A 19,881-nucleotide genomic window follows, 5' to 3' on the forward strand; every position below is an offset into this window, starting at 1 on the left:
GGCAATGGCACGTTCTGTTAAAAAAGGTCCGTTCTGCGACGCCCATTTGCTGAAGAAAGTTGAGGCGGCTGCAGCTTCGCGCGACAAAAAGCCGATCAAGACCTGGTCGCGTCGCTCGACGATTCTGCCGGATTTCATCGGCCTGACGATCGCTGTTCACAACGGCCGTCAACACGTTCCGGTGTACATCTCGGAAAACATGGTCGGCCACAAGCTTGGCGAGTTCGCACTGACCCGTACGTTCAAGGGTCACGCAGCCGACAAGAAGGCCAAGAAATAAGGGGCAATCAAGATGGAAGTGAAAGCAATTCATCGCGGTGCCCGCATCTCGGCGCAGAAAACGCGCCTTGTGGCTGACCAGATCCGCGGTTTGCCGGTCGACAAGGCGCTGAACGTTCTGACGTTCTCGCCGAAGAAGGCGGCTGGCATCGTGAAGAAGGTTGTGCTGTCGGCAATCGCGAATGCGGAGCACAACGAAGGCGCTGATATCGACGAGCTCAAGATCAAGAGCATCTACGTCGACAAGGCTGCATCGCTCAAGCGTTTCACCGCGCGCGCCAAGGGCCGCGGTAACCGCATCGAGAAGCAATCCTGTCACATCACTGTGACGGTCGGGAATTAAGGAGCCATACGATGGGACAGAAAATTCATCCGACTGGCTTCCGCCTGGCTGTCAGCCGCAATTGGGCTTCGCGTTGGTACGCGAACAACAACAATTTCGCGGCGATGCTGCAGGAAGACATCGGTGTTCGTGAATACCTGAAGAAGAAGCTGAAGAACGCTTCGGTCGGTCGGGTCGTCATCGAGCGTCCGGCGAAGAACGCGCGCATCACGATTTACAGCTCGCGTCCGGGCGTGGTCATCGGCAAGAAGGGCGAGGATATCGAACAGCTGAAGACGGAACTGCAACGCCGCATGGGCGTGCCGGTTCACGTCAACATCGAGGAAATCCGCAAGCCGGAAACCGATGCTCAGCTGATCGCTGACTCGATCACGCAACAGCTCGAGCGCCGGATCATGTTCCGTCGCGCGATGAAGCGTGCGATGCAGAACGCGATGCGTCTGGGTGCCCAAGGCATCAAGATCATGAGCGCGGGCCGTCTGAACGGTATCGAAATCGCTCGTACGGAGTGGTATCGCGAAGGTCGCGTGCCCCTTCACACGCTGCGTGCTGATATCGACTACGCGACCTCGGAAGCGAAGACGACCTACGGGATCATCGGCGTCAAGGTGTGGGTTTACAAGGGCGATACGCTCGGCCGCAACGACGCACCGGTGGTGGAAGAAGTAGCCGAAGACAAGCGTCCGCGTCGCAATGCGCGTCCGGGCGACCGTCGTCCGCGCCGTGACGGCGAAGGCGGCGCTCCGGGTGCTCGTCGTGGCGCACCGCGCCGCGGCGCCGGCAAGCCCGAAGACGGCAAGACTGGAGAATAACGATGCTGCAACCGAAACGCAGAAAGTATCGTAAAGAGCAGAAAGGTCGTAACACCGGCAAGGCGACGCGCGGCAACGCAGTGTCGTTCGGTGAATTCGGCCTGAAGGCTATCGGTCGCGGTCGTTTGACCGCACGCCAGATTGAAGCGGCGCGTCGTGCAATGACGCGTCACATCAAGCGTGGCGGCCGCATCTGGATCCGGATCTTCCCGGACAAGCCGATTTCGCAGAAGCCGGCCGAAGTGCGTATGGGTAACGGTAAGGGTAACCCTGAGTACTACGTCGCCGAGATTCAGCCGGGCAAGATGCTCTATGAAATGGACGGCGTAACCGAAGAACTGGCACGCGAAGCGTTCCGTCTGGCTGCAGCCAAGCTGCCGCTGAAGACGGCGTTCATCGTGCGCCAGCTCGGCGCCTAAGGAGAAAATATGAAGGCTTCCGAACTTCTCCAGAAAGACCAGGCCGCGCTCAACAAGGAGCTGGCGGACCTGCTGAAGGCGCAATTCGGCCTGCGCATGCAACTCGCGACCCAGCAGCTCACTAACACGAGCCAGCTGAAGAAGGTTCGTCGCGACATCGCACGTGTGCGGACCGTCATGACTCAGAAGGCGAACCAGAAATGAACGATAGCGTGAAAACCTCGCTGAAGCGGACGCTGGTCGGTCGGGTCGTCAGCAACAAGATGGACAAGACCGTCACCGTGCTGATCGAGCACCGCGTCAAGCACCCGATCTACGGCAAGTATGTCGTGCGTTCGAAGAAGTACCACGCGCACGATGAAGCGAACACCTACAACGAAGGCGATCTCGTCGAAATCCAGGAAACTCGTCCTGTTTCGAAGACGAAGGCCTGGACGGTGTCGCGCCTCGTCGAAGCAGCTCGCGTCATCTAAGCGGGCAGCGCAGTAGGCAGTAACGGGCACTTCTCCGCGAAGTGCTTGAAATCGCAAAGTATTTGCTTGCGTGACCAGGATTATTTGTTATAATCCTGGTCTTCCCTCTTTATGGGAGCCCCGTCGCGGGCGAAGTTGGTGGGGGAAGCGGACTGGCGCCTGCCTGTCCGAAAGATTCACCGAATTGCGATGGCGGGTTTCGTTTGCCGTCGCTGCTGTTCCAACCCAAGCAGCCGATTGGCTGACGGGACCAAGACTGACCGAATGCATCATGGTGGTGCATCCGGATTAAGTTGGGAAAGACAAACCATGATCCAGACCGAATCTCGGCTCGAAGTAGCCGACAACACGGGTGCACGTGAAGTCCTGTGCATCAAGGTGCTCGGCGGCTCGAAGCGTCGTTATGCCGGCATTGGCGACATCATCAAGGTGAGCGTCAAAGAGGCAACGCCGCGCGGGCGCGTGAAGAAAGGCGAAATTTACAACGCCGTGGTGGTCCGCACCGCCAAGGGCGTGCGCCGTCAAGACGGCTCGCTGATCAAGTTCGACGGCAACGCCGCTGTGCTTTTGAATAACAAGCTCGAGCCGATCGGCACCCGTATCTTCGGGCCGGTCACGCGTGAGCTGCGTAGCGAACGATTCATGAAGATCGTTTCGCTGGCGCCGGAAGTGCTGTAAGGAGTCGCGATGAACAAGATTCGCAAAGGTGACGAAGTCATCGTCGTCACTGGCAAGGACAAGGGCAAGCGCGGCGTCGTGCTGGCAGTCGGTGCAGAGCATGTGACGGTTGAAGGTATCAACCTCGTCAAGAAGCATGTGAAGCCGAACCCGATGAAGGGTACGACTGGCGGCGTGGAAGCGAAGACGATGCCCCTGCATATTTCGAACGTCGCACTGGTCGACGCGAATGGCAAGGCGTCGCGTGTTGGCATCAAGGTCGAGGAAGGCAAGAAGGTTCGCTTCCTGAAGACGACCGGTGCTGTACTGAGCGCCTGACGCAGCGGAGTAAAAAATGGCTCGTTTTCAAGAGTTTTACAAAGAAAAGGTTGTGCCCGGCCTGATCGAGAAGTTCGGTTACAAGTCGGTCATGGAAGTGCCGCGCATCACCAAGATCACGCTGAACATGGGTCTTGGCGAAGCGATCGCTGACAAGAAGATCATCGAGAACGCCGTTGGCGACCTCACGAAGATCGCTGGTCAGAAGCCGGTCGTGACGAAGGCACGCAAGGCAATCGCAGGCTTCAAGATCCGCCAGGGTTACCCGATCGGCGCGATGGTGACGCTGCGTGGCCAAGCAATGTACGAATTCCTCGACCGTTTCGTGACGGTTGCCCTGCCCCGCGTGCGTGACTTCCGCGGCGTGTCGGGTCGTGCTTTCGATGGCCGTGGCAACTACAACATCGGTGTGAAAGAGCAGATCATTTTCCCCGAAATCGACTACGACAAGATCGACGCACTGCGTGGGCTGAACATCAGCATCACGACGACTGCGAAGACTGACGACGAAGCAAAGGCTCTGCTCGCCAGCTTCAAGTTCCCGTTCAGAAACTGAGGTTACCGTGGCTAAACTGGCACTGATCGAACGTGAAAAGAAGCGCGCCCGCCTGGTCGCGAAGTTCGCAGCAAAGCGCGATGCGCTGAAGGCGATCGTCGAAGACCAAAGCAAGTCGGAAGAAGAGCGCTACGAAGCACGCCTTGAGCTGCAGCAACTGCCCCGCAACGCAAACCCGACCCGCCAGCGTAACCGCTGCGCGATCACGGGCCGTCCGCGTGGCACGTTCCGTAAATTCGGCCTCGCGCGTAACAAGATTCGTGAAATCGCATTCCGTGGCGAGATTCCTGGCCTGACCAAGGCGAGCTGGTAATAGGAGAAACGTAAATGAGCATGAGTGATCCTATCGCCGATATGCTGACTCGCATCCGCAATGGGCAGATGGTCGAGAAGGTATCGGTGTCGATGCCCTCGTCGAAAGTCAAGGTTGCAATCGCGCAAGTCCTGAAAGACGAAGGCTATATCGACGATTTCGCCGTGAAGGCGGAAGGTGCGAAGTCCGAACTGAATATCGCGCTGAAGTACTACGCCGGCCGTCCGGTCATCGAACGCATCGAACGCGTGTCGAAGCCTGGCCTGCGAGTGTACCGTGGCCGTAACGACATTCCGCAGGTCATGAATGGCCTCGGTGTGGCAATCGTGTCGACGCCGAAGGGCGTGATGACCGACCGCAAGGCGCGCGCTACCGGCGTCGGCGGCGAAGTCATCTGCTACGTCGCTTAAAGCCGAGGAGAGAGAAACATGTCTCGAGTAGGTAAGAGCCCGATCGCGCTGCAAGGCGCGGAAGTCAAGCTGGCCGACGGTGCGATCACCGTCAAGGGCCCGCTGGGCACCATCACGCAAGCGATCAATCCGCTCGTGAACGTGGCGAACAACGACGGCACGCTGAACCTGTCGCCGGTGGACGAAAGCCGCGAAGCAAATGCACTGTCGGGCACGATGCGCGCGATTATCGCGAATGCCGTGCACGGCGTGACCAAGGGTTTCGAGCGCAAGCTGACGCTGGTTGGCGTCGGTTATCGTGCACAAGCGCAAGGCGACAAGCTGAACCTGTCGCTGGGTTTCTCGCACCCGGTGGTGCACCAGATGCCGGAAGGCGTCAAGGCAGAAACCCCGACGCAAACCGAAATCGTGATCAAGGGGATCAACAAGCAACAAGTCGGTCAAGTAGCTGCGGAAGTCCGCGGTTACCGTCCGCCGGAGCCGTACAAGGGCAAGGGCGTGCGCTATTCCGACGAGGTTGTGATCCTCAAAGAAACGAAGAAGAAGTAAGGGTGCGCAATCATGGATAAGACTCAATCTCGCCTGCGCCGCGCTCGCCAGACGCGTATCAAGATCGCTGAGCTGCAGGTCGCGCGTCTCGCCGTGCATCGCACGAATACGCACATCTACGCTCAAGTGTTCTCGCCGTGCGGCACCAAGGTGCTCGCCAGCGCGTCGACGCTCGAAGCAGAAGTGCGCGCAGAACTGGCCGACAAGTCGGGCAAGGGCGGCAACGTCAATGCTGCGACGCTGATCGGCAAGCGTATTGCCGAAAAGGCAAAGGCTGCCGGCATCGAATCCGTCGCCTTCGACCGCTCGGGCTTCCGCTACCACGGCCGCGTCAAGGCGCTGGCTGAGGCAGCTCGCGAAGCTGGGCTCAAGTTCTAAGGAAGGAATTCGTCATGGCAAAGATGCAAGCGAAAGTTCAGGCTGACGAGCGCGACGACGGCCTTCGTGAAAAGATGATTTCGGTCAATCGCGTGACCAAGGTCGTGAAGGGTGGCCGTATTCTCGGCTTCGCCGCACTGACCGTGGTTGGCGACGGTGATGGCCGCATCGGTATGGGCAAGGGCAAGGCGAAGGAAGTGCCGGTCGCTGTCCAGAAGGCAATGGAACAAGCTCGTCGCAACATGTTCAAGGTGCCGCTCAAGAACGGCACGCTGCAACACGAAGTGCACGGCAAGCATGGCGCATCCGCTGTCCTCCTCGCTCCGGCGAAGGCAGGTACGGGCGTGATCGCCGGCGGCCCGATGCGCGCAGTGTTCGACGTGATGGGCGTTCAGAACGTTGTGGCGAAGAGCCACGGTTCGACGAACCCGTACAACCTCGTTCGCGCCACGCTGGACGGTCTGCGCAAGCAGTCCACCCCGGCAGACATCGCGGCGAAGCGCGGCAAGTCCGTCGAAGAAATTTTGGGCTAAGCCCGGGTGGTCACCATGTCTGAAAAAACTGTCAAGGTTCAGCTCGTTAAGAGCCTGATCGGGACCCGCGAATCGCACCGCGCGACCGTGCGTGGCCTGGGCCTGCGCCGACTCAACTCGGTCAGCGAGCTTCAGGACACGCCGGCGGTCCGCGGCATGATCAACAAGGTCTCGTACCTCGTTAAGGTCATCGCGTAAGCGGCCCTACGGATCAAGGAGTTGATATGGAATTGAATAACCTGAAGCCGGCAGCTGGCGCCAAGCACGCCAAGCGTCGCGTCGGCCGTGGCATCGGTTCGGGCCTCGGCAAGACGGCTGGCCGTGGTCACAAGGGTCAGAAATCGCGTTCGGGCGGCTTCCACAAAGTCGGTTTCGAAGGCGGTCAGATGCCGCTGCAACGTCGTCTGCCGAAGCGCGGCTTCACGTCGCTGACGAAGGAATTCGTCGGTGAAGTGCGCCTGGCCGACCTCGAGAAGCTGCCGGTCGATGAGATCGATCTGCTCGCACTGAAGCAAGCCGGCCTGGTCGGTGAGCTGACGAAGAGCGCAAAGATCATCGCGACGGGCGAACTGAAGCGCAAGATCGTCGTGAAGGGTCTCGGTGCCACCAAGGGTGCGCGCGCTGCGATCGAAGCGGCTGGCGGTTCGTTCGCCGAGTGACACGCGTAGCGCGTCGTCACTTGCATTCATCGGAGAAGGTACTTGGCTAACAGCCCGAGTCTTGCAAAACCCGGTCGAAGCACGGCGAAATTCGGCGATCTGCGCCGGCGAGCAATGTTCTTGCTCCTGGCGCTGATCGTCTATCGCATCGGCGCGCACATTCCCGTGCCGGGCATCGATCCGGATCAACTGGCGAAGCTGTTCCAAAGCCAGGCGGGCGGCATCCTGGGCATGTTCAACATGTTCTCGGGTGGCGCGCTTTCCCGCTTCACGATCTTTGCGCTGGGGATCATGCCGTACATCTCGGCATCGATCATCATGCAGTTGCTGGCGATTGTCTCGCCGCAGCTTGAGGCGCTGAAGAAGGAAGGGCAGGCAGGGCAACGGAAGATCACGCAGTACACGCGGTATTTCACCGTGGTGCTCGCGACCTTCCAGGCGTTCGGTATCGCGGCTGCGCTGGAAAACCAGCCGGGCCTCGTCACCGACCCCGGCATGCTGTTCCGTCTGACGACGGTCGTGACGCTGGTGACGGGCACGATGTTCCTGATGTGGCTCGGCGAGCAGATTACCGAGCGTGGTCTGGGCAACGGTATCTCGATCATCATCTTCGGCGGGATCGCAGCAGGGTTCCCGAATGCCGTCGGTGGGTTGTTCGAGCTGGTGCGTACGGGTTCGATGAGCATCATTTCGGCGATCATCATCGTCGTTCTGATTGCCGCGGTGACTTACCTGGTCGTGTTCATCGAACGCGGTCAGCGCAAGATCCTCGTGAACTACGCGAAGCGCCAGGTCGGCAACAAGATCTACGGTGGGCAGTCGTCGCACCTGCCGCTGAAGCTGAACATGTCGGGTGTGATTCCGCCGATCTTCGCATCGTCGATCATTCTGTTCCCGGCAACGATTCTCGGCTGGTTCAGTACCGGTCAGCCGACGGGAAGCTGGATTTCCAATACGTTGCATAACGTGGCGGAAGCGCTGAAGCCGGGCCAGCCGGTCTATGTGTTGCTGTACACGCTGGCGATCGTGTTTTTCTGCTTCTTCTACACCGCACTGGTGTTCAACAGCAGGGAAACCGCAGACAACCTGAAGAAGAGCGGCGCGTTTGTTCCGGGCATTCGTCCGGGCGATCAGACCGCACGATATATCGACCGCATCCTCACGCGTCTGACGCTGGCCGGTGCGATCTACATCGTCTTCGTGTGTCTGCTGCCGGAGTTCCTGGTGCTGCGCTGGAACGTGCCGTTTTATTTTGGTGGAACGTCGCTGCTGATCATTGTCGTCGTCACGATGGACTTTATGGCGCAGGTGCAGTCGTACGTTATGTCGCAACAGTATGAGTCACTGCTCAAGAAGGCGAACTTCAAGGGCGGCAACATCCCGATGCGTTGAAAGGACTATGGCCAAAGACGATGTAATCCAGATGCAGGGTGAGGTGATTGAAAACCTCCCGAATGCGACCTTCCGTGTGAAGCTGGAAAACGGCCATGTCGTATTGGGGCATATTTCCGGGAAGATGCGGATGCACTACATCCGCATCCTGCCTGGCGACAAGGTGACGGTTGAATTGACGCCTTACGATCTGTCTCGTGCGCGGATCGTGTTCCGGGCGAAGTGATTTGAAAAAAGGGTATTATCATGAAAGTGATGGCATCGGTTAAGCGCATTTGCCGCAATTGCAAGATCATCAAGCGCAAAGGCGTCGTTCGCGTGATCTGCAGCTCGGATCCGCGCCACAAGCAGCGCCAAGGCTGACCGCGCGTTTGTTTGCGCTTTTTGTTTGAGGAAAAACAATGGCTCGTATCGCAGGGGTTAACATCCCGAATCACCAGCACACCGAGATCGGCCTGACGGCAATCTTTGGTGTCGGCCGCACCCGTTCGCGCAGCATCTGCGTGGCAGCTGGCGTCGATTTTTCGAAGAAGGTCAAGGACTTGACCGACGCAGACTTAGAAAAGCTGCGTGAAGAAGTGGGCAAGTTTGTCGTCGAAGGCGATCTGCGCCGTGAAGTGACGATGAACATCAAGCGCCTGATGGACCTCGGTTGCTACCGTGGTGTTCGTCATCGCAAGGGCCTGCCGATGCGCGGTCAGCGTACGCGTACGAACGCACGTACTCGCAAGGGTCCGCGTCGTGCAGCGCAAGCGCTGAAGAAGTAAGCGGAACTGACAGTTACAGGAAAACGTAATGGCTAAGGCTTCGAACACCGCGGCGCAACGCGTTCGCAAGAAGGTTAAGAAGAACGTCGCTGAAGGCGTGGTTCACGTTCACGCGTCGTTCAACAACACGATCATCACGATCACCGATCGCCAAGGCAACGCACTGGCATGGGCGACGTCGGGCGGTCAGGGCTTCAAGGGCTCGCGCAAATCGACGCCGTTCGCTGCTCAGGTCGCAGCCGAGTCGGCTGGCCGCGTCGCGATGGAATACGGCGTGAAGAATCTGGAAGTGCGGATCAAGGGCCCGGGCCCGGGTCGTGAGTCGGCAGTGCGCGCACTGCACGGCCTCGGCATCAAGATCACCGCGATTTCGGACGTCACCCCGATTCCGCACAACGGCTGCCGTCCGCCGAAGCGTCGTCGTATCTAAAGGTGTGCTGGCACGTTCGTGCTAGCACATTGCCTGTCGCCGCTCAGCGTCGACGGGCGTTGCTTTTTTGATTGACTAAGCCCACCGTTCGCCCCAAAGGGCGCGAACTAGCGCGGATTCAGATCTGCGTGACTGATTGATAGAGGAATGCAAAGTGGCACGTTATATCGGCCCGAAGGCCAAGCTGTCCCGCCGTGAAGGCACCGACCTGTTCCTGAAGAGCGCGCGCCGCTCGCTCGCCGACAAGTGCAAGCTCGACAGCAAGCCGGGTCAGCACGGCCGTACCTCGGGCGCACGTACGTCCGACTACGGTACGCAGCTGCGCGAAAAGCAAAAGGTCAAGCGTATCTACGGCGTGCTGGAGCGTCAGTTCCGCCGCTACTTCGCCGAAGCCGATCGCCGCAAGGGCAACACGGGTGAAAACCTGCTGCAACTGCTCGAGTCGCGTCTCGACAACGTCGTGTATCGCATGGGCTTCGGCTCGACCCGCGCTGAAGCGCGTCAGCTGGTGAGCCACAAGTCGATCACCGTGAACGGCGTCGTCGCGAACGTCCCGTCGCAGCAAGTGAAGGCAGGCGACATCGTTGCGATCCGCGAAAAGGCGAAGAAGCAGGCGCGTATCGTTGAAGCGCTGTCGCTGGCCGAGCAAGGCGGCATGCCGAGCTGGGTTGCAGTCGATGCGAAGAAGTTCGAAGGCACGTTCAAGCAAATGCCGGAACGCGCTGAAATCGCAGGCGACATCAACGAAAGCCTGATCGTCGAATTGTATTCGCGTTAATCCGATTGACGGCCGAGGTACCCCGATTGCGTTGCGCAAGGAGGGGCCTCGGCTGTTTATTTTCTGGTTGTTACCGGTCAGCCTTATCGGTGTAACGAGCCGAGGGTATTGAAAAGGAAAGCCCATGCAAACCAGTTTGCTGAAACCCAAGATCATCGCCGTGGAATCGCTGGGCGAGAACCACGCGAGGGTGGTCATGGAACCGTTCGAACGCGGTTACGGCCATACCTTGGGCAATGCGCTTCGCCGCGTGCTGCTGTCGTCGATGGTTGGCTACGCGCCGACCGAAGTGACGATCGCAGGCGTGGTGCACGAGTACTCGACGCTGGATGGCGTGCAGGAAGACGTCGTCAACCTGCTGCTGAACCTGAAGGGCGTGGTGTTCAAGCTGCATAACCGTGACGAAGTGACGGTTACGCTGCGCAAGGAAGGTGAAGGCGTTGTCACGGCCGGCGATATCGAGCTGGCTCACGACTGCGAAGTCATCAACCCGAATCACGTGATTGCGCACCTGTCGAAGGGCGGCAAGCTCGACGTTCAGATCAAGATCGAAAAGGGTCGCGGCTATGTGCCCGGCAACGTTCGTCGCTACGGCGAAGACACGGCCAAGATCATCGGCCGCATCGTCCTCGACGCATCGTTCTCGCCGGTTCGCCGCGTGAGCTACGCTGTCGAAAGCGCGCGTGTCGAGCAGCGTACCGACCTCGACAAGCTCGTGATGAACATCGAGACGAGCGGTGTGATCACGCCGGAAGAAGCGATCCGTCAATCGGCCCGCATCCTGGTCGACCAGCTGTCCGTGTTCGCGGCGCTGGAAGGCACGGAAACGGCAGCCGAAGCGCCGTCGCGTGCACCGCAGATCGATCCGATCCTGCTGCGTCCGGTGGACGATCTCGAGCTGACGGTTCGTTCGGCGAACTGCCTGAAGGCCGAGAACATCTACTACATCGGCGACCTGATCCAGCGCACGGAAAACGAGCTGCTGAAGACGCCGAACCTCGGTCGCAAGTCGCTCAACGAGATCAAGGAAGTGCTCGCTTCGCGCGGTCTCACGCTGGGCATGAAGCTCGAAAACTGGCCGCCGGCTGGTCTCGACAAGTAAGCCCGGTTGTAGCCTGGCTATAGCTGTAGTTGGCAAAGATGCGGATTTTCCTTTAAAATCCGCATCTTGCTTTTTTTCGTTACCGGCCCGTGCACCCATCGAGGTGCGATAGAAGAGCTGGATCAAAACTTTGAATCAAGGAAACTGAAATGCGCCATCGTCATGGTCTGCGGAAACTGAACCGCACGAGCAGCCACCGTCTGGCTATGCTCCGTAACATGTCCAACTCGCTGATCGAGCACGAAGTCATCAAGACGACGCTGCCGAAGGCGAAGGAACTCCGTAAAGTCGTCGAGCCGCTGATCACGCTCGGCAAGAAGCCGTCGCTGGCAAACCGTCGCCTGGCGTTCAACCGCCTGCGCGATCGTGACTCGGTGGCGAAGCTGTTCGACGTGCTCGGTCCGCGTTTCGCGAACCGTCCGGGCGGCTACCTGCGCGTGCTGAAGTTCGGCTTCCGCGTGGGCGACAACGCACCGATGGCACTGGTCGAGCTGCTCGATCGTCCGGAAGTCGACGAAACGGAAAACGTGCAAGAAGCTGAGTAAGCTTCCGGTACGCAGCAGTATCTGAAAGGGGCCGAGCAATTGCTTGGCCCTTTTTGTTTTTCCGGCGCCGGCTGCGATCGATTGTCGCAGGGCGGTGCCGGCAGCGTTGCGCGGGCTGCGCTACGATACGGGGCAGCCGGCGCGCGTCCCAGGTGGGCAATTCGCGTCGGCGGGAGCCGATAGACCAGCCAGGAGGACGCGGATGATAGTGGTGCTGATGCTGACGACGGTGCCCGATGCCGAGATCGCCAAGACGCTTTCAGACGGTGCGCTCGATGCGCGGCTTGCCGCGTGCGTGTCGGAGCTCGGCGCGATCAAGTCGCGCTACCACTGGCAGGGCAAGGTCGAAACGGCCGACGAGATCCAGTTGCTGTTCAAGACGAGCCCCGTGCGGGCGCTCGAACTGGAGCGATTTATTCTCGCGCATCATCCTTACGAGACACCCGAAATCGTCTCGTGGCAGACGACGGCATCGGCCGCGTACGGCCAGTGGGTGACCAGCGAAACTCAACGTCTATTTCATGTTTAACGGTATGGCGCTTCCCGTGCGCGTGCGCGCGCTGCGATTTCTCGCAGTCCTGTTGTCGTTCATGCTCGTGCTGGGCGGCCTGTCGGTCGCGCGCGCGGCCGACGATTTCCTCGATCCGTCGGTTGCATTCAAGTTCAGTGCAAGCGAATCGCCGGGACAGGTGGACGTCCGCTTCAAGGTCGCCAACGGCTATTACCTGTACCGTGAGCGGTTCGCGTTCGCGGTGAAGAGCGGGCAGGCGACGCTCGGCGATCCGCAATTCCCGGCCGGCCACGTGAAGTTCGACCAGACGTTCCAGAAGAACGTCGAGACCTACCGTGACGAAGTCGTCGTGCATGTGCCCGTCAAGCAGGCGTCGGGACCGTTCGAGCTCGCGGTGACGTCGCAGGGGTGCGCGGACGAGGGCATCTGCTATCCGCCGGCCGAGCACGTCGTGAAGGTCGATGGCGCCGCGCTGGGCGCCGCTTCGTCGTCGTCGCCGTCGTCCGGCGATGCGGCTGCCACAGGCAGCTGGTTCGACAAGGTCACGAGCGCCGATTTCGCGCAGTCGCTGCTCGAAGGGCATGGCTTCTTCACGATCGTCGCGCTGTATTTCGTCGCGGGCGTCGTGCTGAGCCTCCTGCCGTGTTCGTATCCGATGATTCCGATCGTGTCGGCGATCATCATCGGCCAGGGTACGCGCGCGACGCATGCGCGCGGCTTCGCGCTGTCGATGACCTATGTGGTCGGCATGGCGCTGGTCTACACGGTGCTCGGCATCGCCGCGGCGCTGGTCGGCCAGAGCCTCGGCGCGTGGCTGCAGAACCCGTGGGTGCTCGGCGCGTTCGGCGTGCTGTTGACCGCGTTTGCCGTCTCGCTAATCTCGGGCAAGGACATTGCGCTGCCCGCGCGCTGGCAGAACGGCGCTGCGGAAGTATCGAGCGCGCGCCAGGGCGGCCATTTCGTAGCGGTCGCGGCGATGGGCGCGTTGTCCGCGCTGGTCGTCGGCGCATGCATGACAGCGCCGCTGTTCGCGGTGCTCGCCTTCATCGCGCACACGGGCAATGCGCTGCTCGGCGGCGCTGCACTGTTCGCGATGGGGCTGGGGCTGGGCGTGCCGCTGCTGGTCGTCGGCGTCGGTGCCGGGACGGTACTGCCGCGCGCCGGCGCATGGATGGACGGCGTGAAGGTGTTCTTCGGCATCGTGCTGCTCGCAGCCGCGCTGTGGATCGTGTGGCCGGTGCTGGCCGGTGGCCTGAAGATGGTGCTCGCTGCGTTGTGGCTGCTGATCGCGGCCGCGGCACTCGGGCTGTTCACGCCGAATGCAGGCGCCACGTCCATCTGGCGTCGCCTCGGCCGTGGCGTGGGCGCTGCGCTCGCGATCTGGGCGGCCACGCTGCTCGTCGGCCTGGCCGCGGGATCGACCGATCCGGTCAAGCCGCTGGCGGTGCTGGCGGCACGCACGGTTGCGTCGGGCGGCACGACGGCGGCAGGCGCAGCCGCCGCCGCGCAAGATGGGCCCGCGTTCGCATCGGTGCGCTCGAGTGGCGAACTCGACACGCTGCTGAAGACCTCGGGCCAACCCGTGATGCTCGACTTCTACGCCGACTGGTGCGTGAGCTGCAAGGAAATGGAGCATCTGACGTTTACCGACGCGCGCGTGCAGGCGCGGCTCGCGCAGCTTCATCTCGTGCGCGCGGATGTCACCGCGAACAACCCGGACGACCAGGCGCTGCTGAAGCGTTTCAACCTGTTCGGGCCGCCGGGCATCATCTTCTTCGATAGAAGCGGCAACGAGATCGGGCGCGTAGTCGGCTATCAGGCGGCCGAGACGTTCCTGCGCAGTCTCGACCGGGCTGCGGTCCCGACGGTATGACCATGCGGGTCGCGAGCGTACGGGTGGCGAACCGGCGCACTTGCGCAGCATGAGCTGACGATCGACAAGGCATACGGCCGCGATCGACAGCAAACAAAAAACGGCGGGACACCGAAGTGTCCCGCCGTTTTTCTTTCCGCCTGCCGGCAGGCGCTTAGCGTTGTGCTTTCAGCAGACGCGCGGCGTCGAGTGCGAAGTACGTGAGCACGCCGTCGGCGCCCGCACGCTTGAACGCGAGCAGCGATTCGAGCACGACCTTGTCGTGGTCGAGCCAGCCGTTCATCGCGGCGGCCTTCAGCATCGCGTATTCACCGCTCACCTGGTACACGTAGGTCGGGAAGCGGAACTCGTCCTTCACGCGGCGCACGATGTCGAGGTACGGCATGCCGGGCTTGACCATCACCATGTCGGCGCCTTCGTCGATGTCCAGGCGCACTTCGCGCAGCGCTTCGTCGCTGTTCGCCGGATCCATCTGGTAGGTCATCTTGTTGCCCTTGCCCAGATTGGATGCCGAGCCGACCGCGTCGCGGAACGGGCCGTAGAACGCCGATGCGAACTTGGCCGAATAGGCCATGATCCGCGTGTGGATATGGCCGTCGCTTTCCAGCATTTCGCGGATCGCGCCGATGCGCCCGTCCATCATGTCCGACGGGGCGACGATGTCGACGCCGGCTTCCGCCTGCGCGCGCGCCTGGTCGATCAGGATCTCGATCGTGTCGTCGTTGATCACGTAGCCGTTTTCGTCGAGCACGCCATCCTGGCCATGGCTCGTGTACGGGTCGAGTGCGACGTCGGTCAGCACGCCGAGTTCGGGGAAGCGCTTCTTCAGCTCGCGCACCGCGCGCGGGATCAGGCCTTCCGGATTGGCCGCCTCGCGGCCGTCGGGCGTTTTCACCGACGGCTCGATGGCCGGGAACAGCGACAGCACGGGCACGCCCAGTTCGACGCACTGCTCGGCAACGTGCATCAACAGATCGACCGACACGCGTTCGACGCCGGGCATCGACGGCACCGGCTGCCGTTGGTTGGTGCCTTCGACGACGAATACCGGATAGATCAGGTCGTCGGTGGTCAGGCGGTTTTCGCGCATCAGGCGCCGGGAGAAGTCGTCGCGGCGCATCCGGCGCGGACGATGAAGCGGATGGAAGCTCATGGCGATTGGGTAGAAATCAGGGCAGTAAGACCTTACGGAACCCTTAGGTCATTTTCGGGAGCGTTGGTATATGATAGCGATCGAGCGGCACGCGTCGCGTGCAGCTCCCCGCTTCTCCTCCCTGAGCGGGTGCCTGTCGTTTTTCGATTAGGCTGTTTGACCCGCCGTTCAACGGCGGGTTTTTTTATGAGCCGGCCGAAACCGCAGGCGCCGTCAGGTGCGCGCCGCCGATCCCGGCCGCGCGTTGCCCGATCATTGTGCTACAGGCTCGCTTTTTTCGTCGGCGACGGACGGCCGCACCCAGCTTTCGATCAATTCGTGCGCCTCGTCGAGCCCAATGCGCTTCATCGCCGAGAACAGCTGAACCGTCAGCTTGCCCTGAACACCCTGATCACGATACGCATCGAGCCCCTTTTGCGTGGTCCGCAGCGCGTTGATGCTTTCCTGCCGCGTCAATTTGTCGCACTTCGTCAGCAGCGTGTGGATCGGCTTGCCGGTCGGCACGAACCACTCGATCATGCGGCGGTCGAGATCGGTCAGCGGACGGCGCGAATCCATCATCAGGATCAGGCCGCAGAGCTGCGAGCGGGTCGCGAGGTAGGACGACAGCAGCATTTCCCAGTGCGCCTTGGCGGCGCCGGGCACTTCCGCGTAGCCGTAGCCGGGCAGGTCGACGAGGTTCGCGACGGGCTCGGCGGCCGGGCCGACGGAGAAGTAGTTGATATGCTGCGTGCGGCCGGGCGTCTTCGACGCGAAGGCGAGCCGCTTCTGGTTGCACAGCACGTTGATCGCCGTCGACTTGCCGGCATTCGAGCGGCCCGCGAACGCGATTTCCGGCTGGACCGTCGGCGGCAGGTCGCGCAGATGGTTGACGGTCGTGTAGAAGCGGGCTTGATGGAGCAGAAAGGCCATGGGAACCGGAAGGACGGGCGGCGCGAGCCGCTTGGTGGAGGCGGGGTAGCCCCGATAGGCGCGGGAGCTTTCAACACGATATTGTACAATACGGCGGTTTTGCCGAAGGCTACCGGGCGCCTGCCTCGCGCTTTTATGTAGCTTCTGCGGTAGACTGAACGCCGTCGTTTTTTGCAGAACCTCAAATTCCCACAAGACGAAACAGGGTGTGCGAATGAATCGACTGTGCAAGTCTCTGATGGTGCTTCAGGTTGCAGCAGGGTTCGTAGGTTTCGTAGCGGAGGCAAACGCGGCGGATGCGGCAAAGCCGGATCTCGACCGTGGCAAGGCAATTGCCGGGCAGGTGTGTGCGTCGTGTCACGGCGCCGACGGCAATAGCGCATCGGGCAGTTTCCCGAAGCTTGCCGGCCAGCATCCCGAATATCTGGTCAAGCAGTTGAACGACTTCAAGACGCAGCCGGGCGCGAAGGGGCCGGTGCGGAACAACGCGGTGATGGTCGGATTCGCGAGCGCGCTGAGCGCGGACGACATGCGCAACGTCGCCGCGTACTACGGGTCGCAGACGACGAAGCTCGGCACCGCACGCGATGCAGCAACCGTGCCGATCGGCCAGAAGATCTATCGCGGCGGCATCGCGGAGAAGGGCGTACCGGCCTGCGCGAGCTGCCACGGGCCGACAGGGCAAGGGATCCCGGTCCAGTACCCGCGTCTGTCGGGGCAATGGGCCGATTACACGGTCGCGCAGTTGACCGCGTTCCAGCAGGGTGCCGGCGCGCGCAACAACAACGAGGCGATGCATCAGATCGCAACGCGGCTGTCGGACAACGAGATCAAGGCCGTCGCGGATTACATCGCGGGCCTGCGTTGAGCGGTCAGCCGCGAACGGAATGACCGGGCGCCCGAAGGGCGGCCGGAGTCAGAACAAGAAAAGGGTGGGGCGCCGCATCGTTGCGGTTGCCTCGCCCTTCTTTTTTGTCAGCGCGCGCCGGCCGTCCCGAGCGTGCTGACCGCCCCTTCGGGGCAATAATCAAAGTGAGCGTTGGGGGCTGTTTCCCCTGAGTCGGAGTTTGAATGAGCGTTACCACGTCGGGGTTGCAGTCGAAGTCGGGTCAGGGTGCGCCGAAGCGCGCGGTCGAGTTGCTGAGCTCGATGCGCTTCGCGATTGCGCTGCTGGTGGTGCTGTCGATTGCAAGCATCATCGGCACGGTCCTGACCCAGGACGATCCGTATCCGAACTACGTGAACCAGTTCGGGCCGTTCTGGGCGGACATCTTCCGCTCGCTCGGCCTGTACAACGTGTACAGCGCGTGGTGGTTCATGCTGATCCTGATCTTCCTCGTCGTGTCGATCTCGCTGTGCGTGATCCGCAACGCGCCGAAGATGCTCGCCGATGCGAAGAGCTGGAAGGACAAGGTTCGCGAAGGCAGCCTGCGGGCGTTCCACCACAAGGCCGAATACACGACGTCCGGCACGCGCGCGGCGGTCACGGCGACGCTCGCCACGTTCGTCACCAAGGCCGGCTACAAGCACATCGTGCGTGAAAACGACGGCGCGACGCTGATCTCCGCGAAGCGCGGCGCGATGACCAAGTGGGGCTACATCTCCGCGCACCTCGCGATCGTCGTGATCTGTATCGGCGGCCTGCTCGACAGCAACCTGCCGATCAAATTCCAGATGTGGATGTTCGGTAAGAGCCCGGTCAACACGAGCGCGACGATCAGCGAGATCTCGCCCGACCATCGCCTGTCCGCGTCGAACCCGACGTTCCGCGGCTACGCGTGGGTGCCCGAGGGGCAGTTCGTGTCGACCGCCATCCTGAACCAGCCGAGCGGCTCGCTGATCCAGGACCTGCCGTTCTCGATCCAGCTCAACAAGTTCATCGTCGACTACTACACGACGGGCATGCCGAAGCTGTTCGCGAGCGACATCGTCGTGATCGATCGCGAGACCGGCCAGAAGATCCCGGCGCGCGTCGAGGTCAACAAGCCGTTCACGTACAAGGGCGTGTCGATCTACCAGTCGAGCTTCCAGGACGGCGGCTCGCAGATGCAGATGACGGCCTACCCGATGACGGGCGGCAACGCGAAGACCTTCCCCGTGAAGGGGACGATCGGCAGTTCGGCGCCGCTGCAGATGCCGGGCAACGACGGCGACACGATCGAGTTCTCCGATTTCCGTGCGATCAACGTCGAGAACATGGCCGACGCGAACGGCAAGCCGGACGTGCGCGGTGTCGCGACGACGAGCTCGCTGAAGGAAGCGTTCGACGAACGCCTCGGCTCCGGCGCGAAGACGTCGAAGCCGACGCAGCTCCACAACATCGGCCCGTCCGTGCAGTACAAGATCCGCGGCAAGGACGGCCAGGCGCGCGAATTCAACAACTACATGCTGCCCGTCGACATGAAGGGCGAGCGCGTGTTCCTCGCCGGCGTGCGTGCGAGCCCGAACGACCCGTTCCGCTACATGCGGATTCCGGCCGACAGCCAGGATTCGATCGGCGAATGGATGCACCTGCGTGCCGCGCTCGAGGATCCGTCCGCGCGCGCCGAGGCCGCTGCACGCTTCGCGCAGCGTTCGCTGCCGGGCACCGACGCATCGCTGCGCAGCCGCCTGCAGGACAGCGCGTTGAAGGTGCTGACCCTTTTTGCGGCGGGCGACGACAGCGTCGGCCGTGGCGCCGACGGCCAGCCGATCGGCGGCTTCCAGGCCGTGGCGACGTTCATCGACCGCTCGGTGCCGAAGGCCGAGCAGGAGAAGGCCGCGAGCCTGCTGCTGCGCATGCTCGAGGGCTCGATGTGGGAGGTCTGGCAGATCGCGCGCGAGCGTGCGGGCGAGCCGGCGGCGCAGCAGGGCACCGACACGATCCGCTTCGTGCAGAACGCGATCAATGCGCTATCCGACAGCTTTTTGTATGGATCGCCGGTCTATTTGCAGCTTGACTCATTCAAGCAGGTGCAAGCTTCGGTATTTCAGTTGACGCGCGCACCCGGCAAGAATCTGGTGTATCTTGGCAGCCTGCTGCTGGTCGCCGGCATCTTCTCGATGTTCTACGTGCGCGAGCGGCGCCTCTGGTTCTGGTTGAAGGACGCCGGTTCGGGCGTCGATGTGGTGATGGCAATGTCCACGGCCCGCAAGACCTTCGATTTCGAGAAAGAGTTCGTGCAGACGCGCGACGCGGCCGGTGCCGCCTTGCACGCCGCACCTCGCGACGCCGCGCCGGCCGGTGCGGCATCGACGGCCCGTCCGCCTGCCGGCGGCGGTTCCGATTCCGAGAATTCCACCCGGTAACATCATGGATCTCACGCAAGTTTCCTCTTCCCATCGGGCGTCGGCCCAGGCTCCGGTTACGGCGCCGCTGTTCGACGACCGTCCGTTCCTCGCGCGCCTGTCGCTGCTCGACTGGCTGTTCGCACTGGCGCTCGTGGTGGGCGCGGGCTATGCGCTCGTGCACTACAACGCGCACATGGATTATTACGACAAGGCGGTGATGATCGGCACCGTGCCGGCGCTCATCGCGCTCGGCTGGCGCTGGAAGCCCGCGCGGCTGATGATGGCGTCGATCGCCGTGCTGGCGCTGCTGTCGATCCAGATCTACCAGGGCGATCTCGCGCGCGCCGATTCGGCGTTCTTCCTCAAGTACTTCCTGTCGAGCCAGTCGGCCATCCTGTGGATGAGCGCGCTGTTCGTGCTCGCGACGA

At 61.7% G+C, this 19,881-nt stretch carries 30 protein-coding genes and 1 pseudogene; 29 read left to right on the forward strand and 2 right to left on the reverse strand.

The window, feature by feature from the left end:
* The first annotated feature begins 4 nt into the window (after window positions 1-4).
* The 26 genes from rpsS (at window position 5) to dsbD (ending at window position 14,118) form a co-directional block, all read left to right on the forward strand.
* On the forward strand, window positions 5-280 hold the full coding sequence (rpsS, locus tag CFB82_RS01860; RefSeq protein ID WP_004199273.1) for a 30S ribosomal protein S19: 276 nt from the start codon (window positions 5-7) through the stop codon (window positions 278-280).
* Window positions 281-292: 12 nt separating this feature from the next.
* The gene (gene rplV / locus CFB82_RS01865) at window positions 293-622 is read left to right on the forward strand and encodes a 50S ribosomal protein L22 (RefSeq protein WP_004199272.1); all 330 of its coding nucleotides are present in this window, start codon (window positions 293-295) and stop codon (window positions 620-622) included.
* Window positions 623-633: 11 nt separating this feature from the next.
* Entirely contained in the window at window positions 634-1,434 is an 801-nt protein-coding gene (rpsC, locus tag CFB82_RS01870) for a 30S ribosomal protein S3 (protein WP_006482899.1), read from the forward strand.
* A gap of 2 nt (window positions 1,435-1,436) precedes the next feature.
* Window positions 1,437-1,853 carry a 50S ribosomal protein L16 gene (rplP, locus tag CFB82_RS01875; protein WP_006482873.1) on the forward strand — a complete coding sequence of 139 codons (417 nt, stop codon included), beginning with the start codon at window positions 1,437-1,439 and terminating at the stop codon, window positions 1,851-1,853.
* Window positions 1,854-1,862: 9 nt separating this feature from the next.
* A complete protein-coding gene (gene rpmC / locus CFB82_RS01880) occupies window positions 1,863-2,057 on the forward strand; it encodes a 50S ribosomal protein L29 (protein ID WP_006400652.1) in 195 nt (64 codons plus the stop codon).
* On the forward strand, window positions 2,054-2,326 hold the full coding sequence (rpsQ, locus tag CFB82_RS01885; RefSeq protein WP_006477189.1) for a 30S ribosomal protein S17: 273 nt from the start codon (window positions 2,054-2,056) through the stop codon (window positions 2,324-2,326). The genes rpmC and rpsQ overlap by 4 nt, the downstream gene beginning before the upstream one ends.
* Before the next feature lie 309 nt (window positions 2,327-2,635).
* Window positions 2,636-3,004 (forward strand): 50S ribosomal protein L14, encoded by a 369-nt coding sequence (gene rplN / locus CFB82_RS01890; protein WP_006482918.1) that lies wholly within the window; start codon window positions 2,636-2,638, stop codon window positions 3,002-3,004.
* Window positions 3,005-3,013: 9 nt separating this feature from the next.
* Window positions 3,014-3,322, forward strand: coding sequence for a 50S ribosomal protein L24 (gene rplX, locus CFB82_RS01895; protein ID WP_006477187.1), 309 nt, complete (start codon window positions 3,014-3,016; stop codon window positions 3,320-3,322).
* A 16-nt stretch (window positions 3,323-3,338) separates the two neighbouring features.
* Complete coding sequence (gene rplE / locus CFB82_RS01900) at window positions 3,339-3,878, forward strand: 50S ribosomal protein L5 (RefSeq protein ID WP_006477186.1); 540 nt, start codon at window positions 3,339-3,341, stop codon at window positions 3,876-3,878.
* Between the two features lie 7 nt (window positions 3,879-3,885).
* A complete protein-coding gene (gene rpsN / locus CFB82_RS01905) occupies window positions 3,886-4,191 on the forward strand; it encodes a 30S ribosomal protein S14 (protein WP_011350676.1) in 306 nt (101 codons plus the stop codon).
* A gap of 14 nt (window positions 4,192-4,205) precedes the next feature.
* On the forward strand, window positions 4,206-4,601 hold the full coding sequence (rpsH, locus tag CFB82_RS01910; RefSeq protein WP_011350677.1) for a 30S ribosomal protein S8: 396 nt from the start codon (window positions 4,206-4,208) through the stop codon (window positions 4,599-4,601).
* Window positions 4,602-4,619: 18 nt separating this feature from the next.
* Complete coding sequence (rplF, locus tag CFB82_RS01915) at window positions 4,620-5,150, forward strand: 50S ribosomal protein L6 (protein WP_006758786.1); 531 nt, start codon at window positions 4,620-4,622, stop codon at window positions 5,148-5,150.
* 12 nt (window positions 5,151-5,162) lie between these two features.
* Window positions 5,163-5,528, forward strand: a complete 366-nt coding sequence (gene rplR / locus CFB82_RS01920; protein WP_006477183.1) for a 50S ribosomal protein L18 — start codon at window positions 5,163-5,165, stop codon at window positions 5,526-5,528.
* 14 nt (window positions 5,529-5,542) lie between these two features.
* Complete coding sequence (gene rpsE / locus CFB82_RS01925) at window positions 5,543-6,061, forward strand: 30S ribosomal protein S5 (protein ID WP_006482895.1); 519 nt, start codon at window positions 5,543-5,545, stop codon at window positions 6,059-6,061.
* A 15-nt stretch (window positions 6,062-6,076) separates the two neighbouring features.
* Window positions 6,077-6,259, forward strand: coding sequence for a 50S ribosomal protein L30 (rpmD, locus tag CFB82_RS01930; protein WP_006400644.1), 183 nt, complete (start codon window positions 6,077-6,079; stop codon window positions 6,257-6,259).
* Between the two features lie 26 nt (window positions 6,260-6,285).
* Window positions 6,286-6,720, forward strand: coding sequence for a 50S ribosomal protein L15 (gene rplO / locus CFB82_RS01935; RefSeq protein WP_089483305.1), 435 nt, complete (start codon window positions 6,286-6,288; stop codon window positions 6,718-6,720).
* A 42-nt stretch (window positions 6,721-6,762) separates the two neighbouring features.
* On the forward strand, window positions 6,763-8,112 hold the full coding sequence (gene secY, locus CFB82_RS01940; RefSeq protein ID WP_006482915.1) for a preprotein translocase subunit SecY: 1,350 nt from the start codon (window positions 6,763-6,765) through the stop codon (window positions 8,110-8,112).
* Between the two features lie 7 nt (window positions 8,113-8,119).
* Window positions 8,120-8,338, forward strand: coding sequence for a translation initiation factor IF-1 (gene infA / locus CFB82_RS01945; protein ID WP_004521905.1), 219 nt, complete (start codon window positions 8,120-8,122; stop codon window positions 8,336-8,338).
* A gap of 20 nt (window positions 8,339-8,358) precedes the next feature.
* Window positions 8,359-8,475: a 50S ribosomal protein L36 gene (rpmJ, locus tag CFB82_RS01950; protein ID WP_004199844.1), complete on the forward strand. Its 117-nt coding sequence runs from the start codon at window positions 8,359-8,361 to the stop codon at window positions 8,473-8,475.
* Between the two features lie 38 nt (window positions 8,476-8,513).
* On the forward strand, window positions 8,514-8,879 hold the full coding sequence (gene rpsM, locus CFB82_RS01955; protein ID WP_006477178.1) for a 30S ribosomal protein S13: 366 nt from the start codon (window positions 8,514-8,516) through the stop codon (window positions 8,877-8,879).
* 28 nt (window positions 8,880-8,907) lie between these two features.
* Entirely contained in the window at window positions 8,908-9,309 is a 402-nt protein-coding gene (gene rpsK, locus CFB82_RS01960; RefSeq protein ID WP_004197937.1) for a 30S ribosomal protein S11, read from the forward strand.
* Window positions 9,310-9,463: 154 nt separating this feature from the next.
* Window positions 9,464-10,087 carry a 30S ribosomal protein S4 gene (gene rpsD, locus CFB82_RS01965; protein WP_021161733.1) on the forward strand — a complete coding sequence of 208 codons (624 nt, stop codon included), beginning with the start codon at window positions 9,464-9,466 and terminating at the stop codon, window positions 10,085-10,087.
* A 124-nt stretch (window positions 10,088-10,211) separates the two neighbouring features.
* Window positions 10,212-11,189, forward strand: coding sequence for a DNA-directed RNA polymerase subunit alpha (locus CFB82_RS01970; RefSeq protein WP_006477176.1), 978 nt, complete (start codon window positions 10,212-10,214; stop codon window positions 11,187-11,189).
* A gap of 149 nt (window positions 11,190-11,338) precedes the next feature.
* Window positions 11,339-11,734: a 50S ribosomal protein L17 gene (gene rplQ / locus CFB82_RS01975; RefSeq protein ID WP_006477175.1), complete on the forward strand. Its 396-nt coding sequence runs from the start codon at window positions 11,339-11,341 to the stop codon at window positions 11,732-11,734.
* 202 nt (window positions 11,735-11,936) lie between these two features.
* The gene (gene cutA, locus CFB82_RS01980) at window positions 11,937-12,263 is read left to right on the forward strand and encodes a divalent-cation tolerance protein CutA (RefSeq protein ID WP_046544764.1); all 327 of its coding nucleotides are present in this window, start codon (window positions 11,937-11,939) and stop codon (window positions 12,261-12,263) included.
* Window positions 12,256-14,118: a protein-disulfide reductase DsbD gene (gene dsbD / locus CFB82_RS01985; protein ID WP_089483306.1), complete on the forward strand. Its 1,863-nt coding sequence runs from the start codon at window positions 12,256-12,258 to the stop codon at window positions 14,116-14,118. The genes cutA and dsbD overlap by 8 nt, the downstream gene beginning before the upstream one ends.
* 154 nt (window positions 14,119-14,272) lie before the next feature.
* Here the strand turns inward: dsbD and hemB are convergent, their stop codons facing one another.
* Window positions 14,273-15,271 carry a porphobilinogen synthase gene (hemB, locus tag CFB82_RS01990; protein WP_089483307.1) on the reverse strand — a complete coding sequence of 333 codons (999 nt, stop codon included), beginning with the start codon at window positions 15,269-15,271 and terminating at the stop codon, window positions 14,273-14,275.
* A 252-nt stretch (window positions 15,272-15,523) separates the two neighbouring features.
* Window positions 15,524-16,183 carry a ribosome biogenesis GTP-binding protein YihA/YsxC gene (yihA, locus tag CFB82_RS01995; protein WP_089444802.1) on the reverse strand — a complete coding sequence of 220 codons (660 nt, stop codon included), beginning with the start codon at window positions 16,181-16,183 and terminating at the stop codon, window positions 15,524-15,526.
* A 214-nt stretch (window positions 16,184-16,397) separates the two neighbouring features.
* On the opposite strand from yihA, the gene CFB82_RS02000 reads away from it, so the two are divergent.
* From CFB82_RS02000 to CFB82_RS02010, 3 genes and pseudogenes are all read left to right on the forward strand, one after another.
* On the forward strand, window positions 16,398-17,051 hold the full coding sequence (locus tag CFB82_RS02000; RefSeq protein ID WP_069255537.1) for a c-type cytochrome: 654 nt from the start codon (window positions 16,398-16,400) through the stop codon (window positions 17,049-17,051).
* Between the two features lie 203 nt (window positions 17,052-17,254).
* On the forward strand, window positions 17,255-19,471 hold the full coding sequence (locus CFB82_RS02005; RefSeq protein ID WP_089483308.1) for a cytochrome c biogenesis protein ResB: 2,217 nt from the start codon (window positions 17,255-17,257) through the stop codon (window positions 19,469-19,471).
* Between the two features lie 4 nt (window positions 19,472-19,475).
* Window positions 19,476-19,881 (forward strand): annotated as a pseudogene (locus CFB82_RS02010) (c-type cytochrome biogenesis protein CcsB); the annotation flags it as partial.

This window comes from Burkholderia sp. HI2714 (assembly GCF_002223085.1).
GTDB lineage: Bacteria > Pseudomonadota > Gammaproteobacteria > Burkholderiales > Burkholderiaceae > Burkholderia > Burkholderia lata_D.

Bases quoted from the DNA above. Each gene is read 5' to 3' on its own strand.
- rpsS (WP_004199273.1), top strand. From the start codon at position 5: ATGGCACGTTCTGTTAAAAAAGGTCCGTTCTGCGACGCCCATTTGCTG.
- rplV (WP_004199272.1), top strand. From the start codon at position 293: ATGGAAGTGAAAGCAATTCATCGCGGTGCCCGCATCTCGGCGCAGAAA.
- rpsC (WP_006482899.1), top strand. From the start codon at position 634: ATGGGACAGAAAATTCATCCGACTGGCTTCCGCCTGGCTGTCAGCCGC.
- rplP (WP_006482873.1), top strand. From the start codon at position 1,437: ATGCTGCAACCGAAACGCAGAAAGTATCGTAAAGAGCAGAAAGGTCGT.
- rpmC (WP_006400652.1), top strand. From the start codon at position 1,863: ATGAAGGCTTCCGAACTTCTCCAGAAAGACCAGGCCGCGCTCAACAAG.
- rpsQ (WP_006477189.1), top strand. From the start codon at position 2,054: ATGAACGATAGCGTGAAAACCTCGCTGAAGCGGACGCTGGTCGGTCGG.
- rplN (WP_006482918.1), top strand. From the start codon at position 2,636: ATGATCCAGACCGAATCTCGGCTCGAAGTAGCCGACAACACGGGTGCA.
- rplX (WP_006477187.1), top strand. From the start codon at position 3,014: ATGAACAAGATTCGCAAAGGTGACGAAGTCATCGTCGTCACTGGCAAG.
- rplE (WP_006477186.1), top strand. From the start codon at position 3,339: ATGGCTCGTTTTCAAGAGTTTTACAAAGAAAAGGTTGTGCCCGGCCTG.
- rpsH (WP_011350677.1), top strand. From the start codon at position 4,206: ATGAGCATGAGTGATCCTATCGCCGATATGCTGACTCGCATCCGCAAT.
- rplF (WP_006758786.1), top strand. From the start codon at position 4,620: ATGTCTCGAGTAGGTAAGAGCCCGATCGCGCTGCAAGGCGCGGAAGTC.
- rplR (WP_006477183.1), top strand. From the start codon at position 5,163: ATGGATAAGACTCAATCTCGCCTGCGCCGCGCTCGCCAGACGCGTATC.
- rpsE (WP_006482895.1), top strand. From the start codon at position 5,543: ATGGCAAAGATGCAAGCGAAAGTTCAGGCTGACGAGCGCGACGACGGC.
- rpmD (WP_006400644.1), top strand. From the start codon at position 6,077: ATGTCTGAAAAAACTGTCAAGGTTCAGCTCGTTAAGAGCCTGATCGGG.
- rplO (WP_089483305.1), top strand. From the start codon at position 6,286: ATGGAATTGAATAACCTGAAGCCGGCAGCTGGCGCCAAGCACGCCAAG.
- infA (WP_004521905.1), top strand. From the start codon at position 8,120: ATGGCCAAAGACGATGTAATCCAGATGCAGGGTGAGGTGATTGAAAAC.
- rpmJ (WP_004199844.1), top strand. From the start codon at position 8,359: ATGAAAGTGATGGCATCGGTTAAGCGCATTTGCCGCAATTGCAAGATC.
- rpsM (WP_006477178.1), top strand. From the start codon at position 8,514: ATGGCTCGTATCGCAGGGGTTAACATCCCGAATCACCAGCACACCGAG.
- rpsK (WP_004197937.1), top strand. From the start codon at position 8,908: ATGGCTAAGGCTTCGAACACCGCGGCGCAACGCGTTCGCAAGAAGGTT.
- CFB82_RS01970 (WP_006477176.1), top strand. From the start codon at position 10,212: ATGCAAACCAGTTTGCTGAAACCCAAGATCATCGCCGTGGAATCGCTG.
- rplQ (WP_006477175.1), top strand. From the start codon at position 11,339: ATGCGCCATCGTCATGGTCTGCGGAAACTGAACCGCACGAGCAGCCAC.
- cutA (WP_046544764.1), top strand. From the start codon at position 11,937: ATGATAGTGGTGCTGATGCTGACGACGGTGCCCGATGCCGAGATCGCC.
- dsbD (WP_089483306.1), top strand. From the start codon at position 12,256: ATGTTTAACGGTATGGCGCTTCCCGTGCGCGTGCGCGCGCTGCGATTT.
- hemB (WP_089483307.1), bottom strand. From the start codon at position 15,271: ATGAGCTTCCATCCGCTTCATCGTCCGCGCCGGATGCGCCGCGACGAC.
- yihA (WP_089444802.1), bottom strand. From the start codon at position 16,183: ATGGCCTTTCTGCTCCATCAAGCCCGCTTCTACACGACCGTCAACCAT.
- CFB82_RS02000 (WP_069255537.1), top strand. From the start codon at position 16,398: ATGAATCGACTGTGCAAGTCTCTGATGGTGCTTCAGGTTGCAGCAGGG.
- CFB82_RS02005 (WP_089483308.1), top strand. From the start codon at position 17,255: ATGAGCGTTACCACGTCGGGGTTGCAGTCGAAGTCGGGTCAGGGTGCG.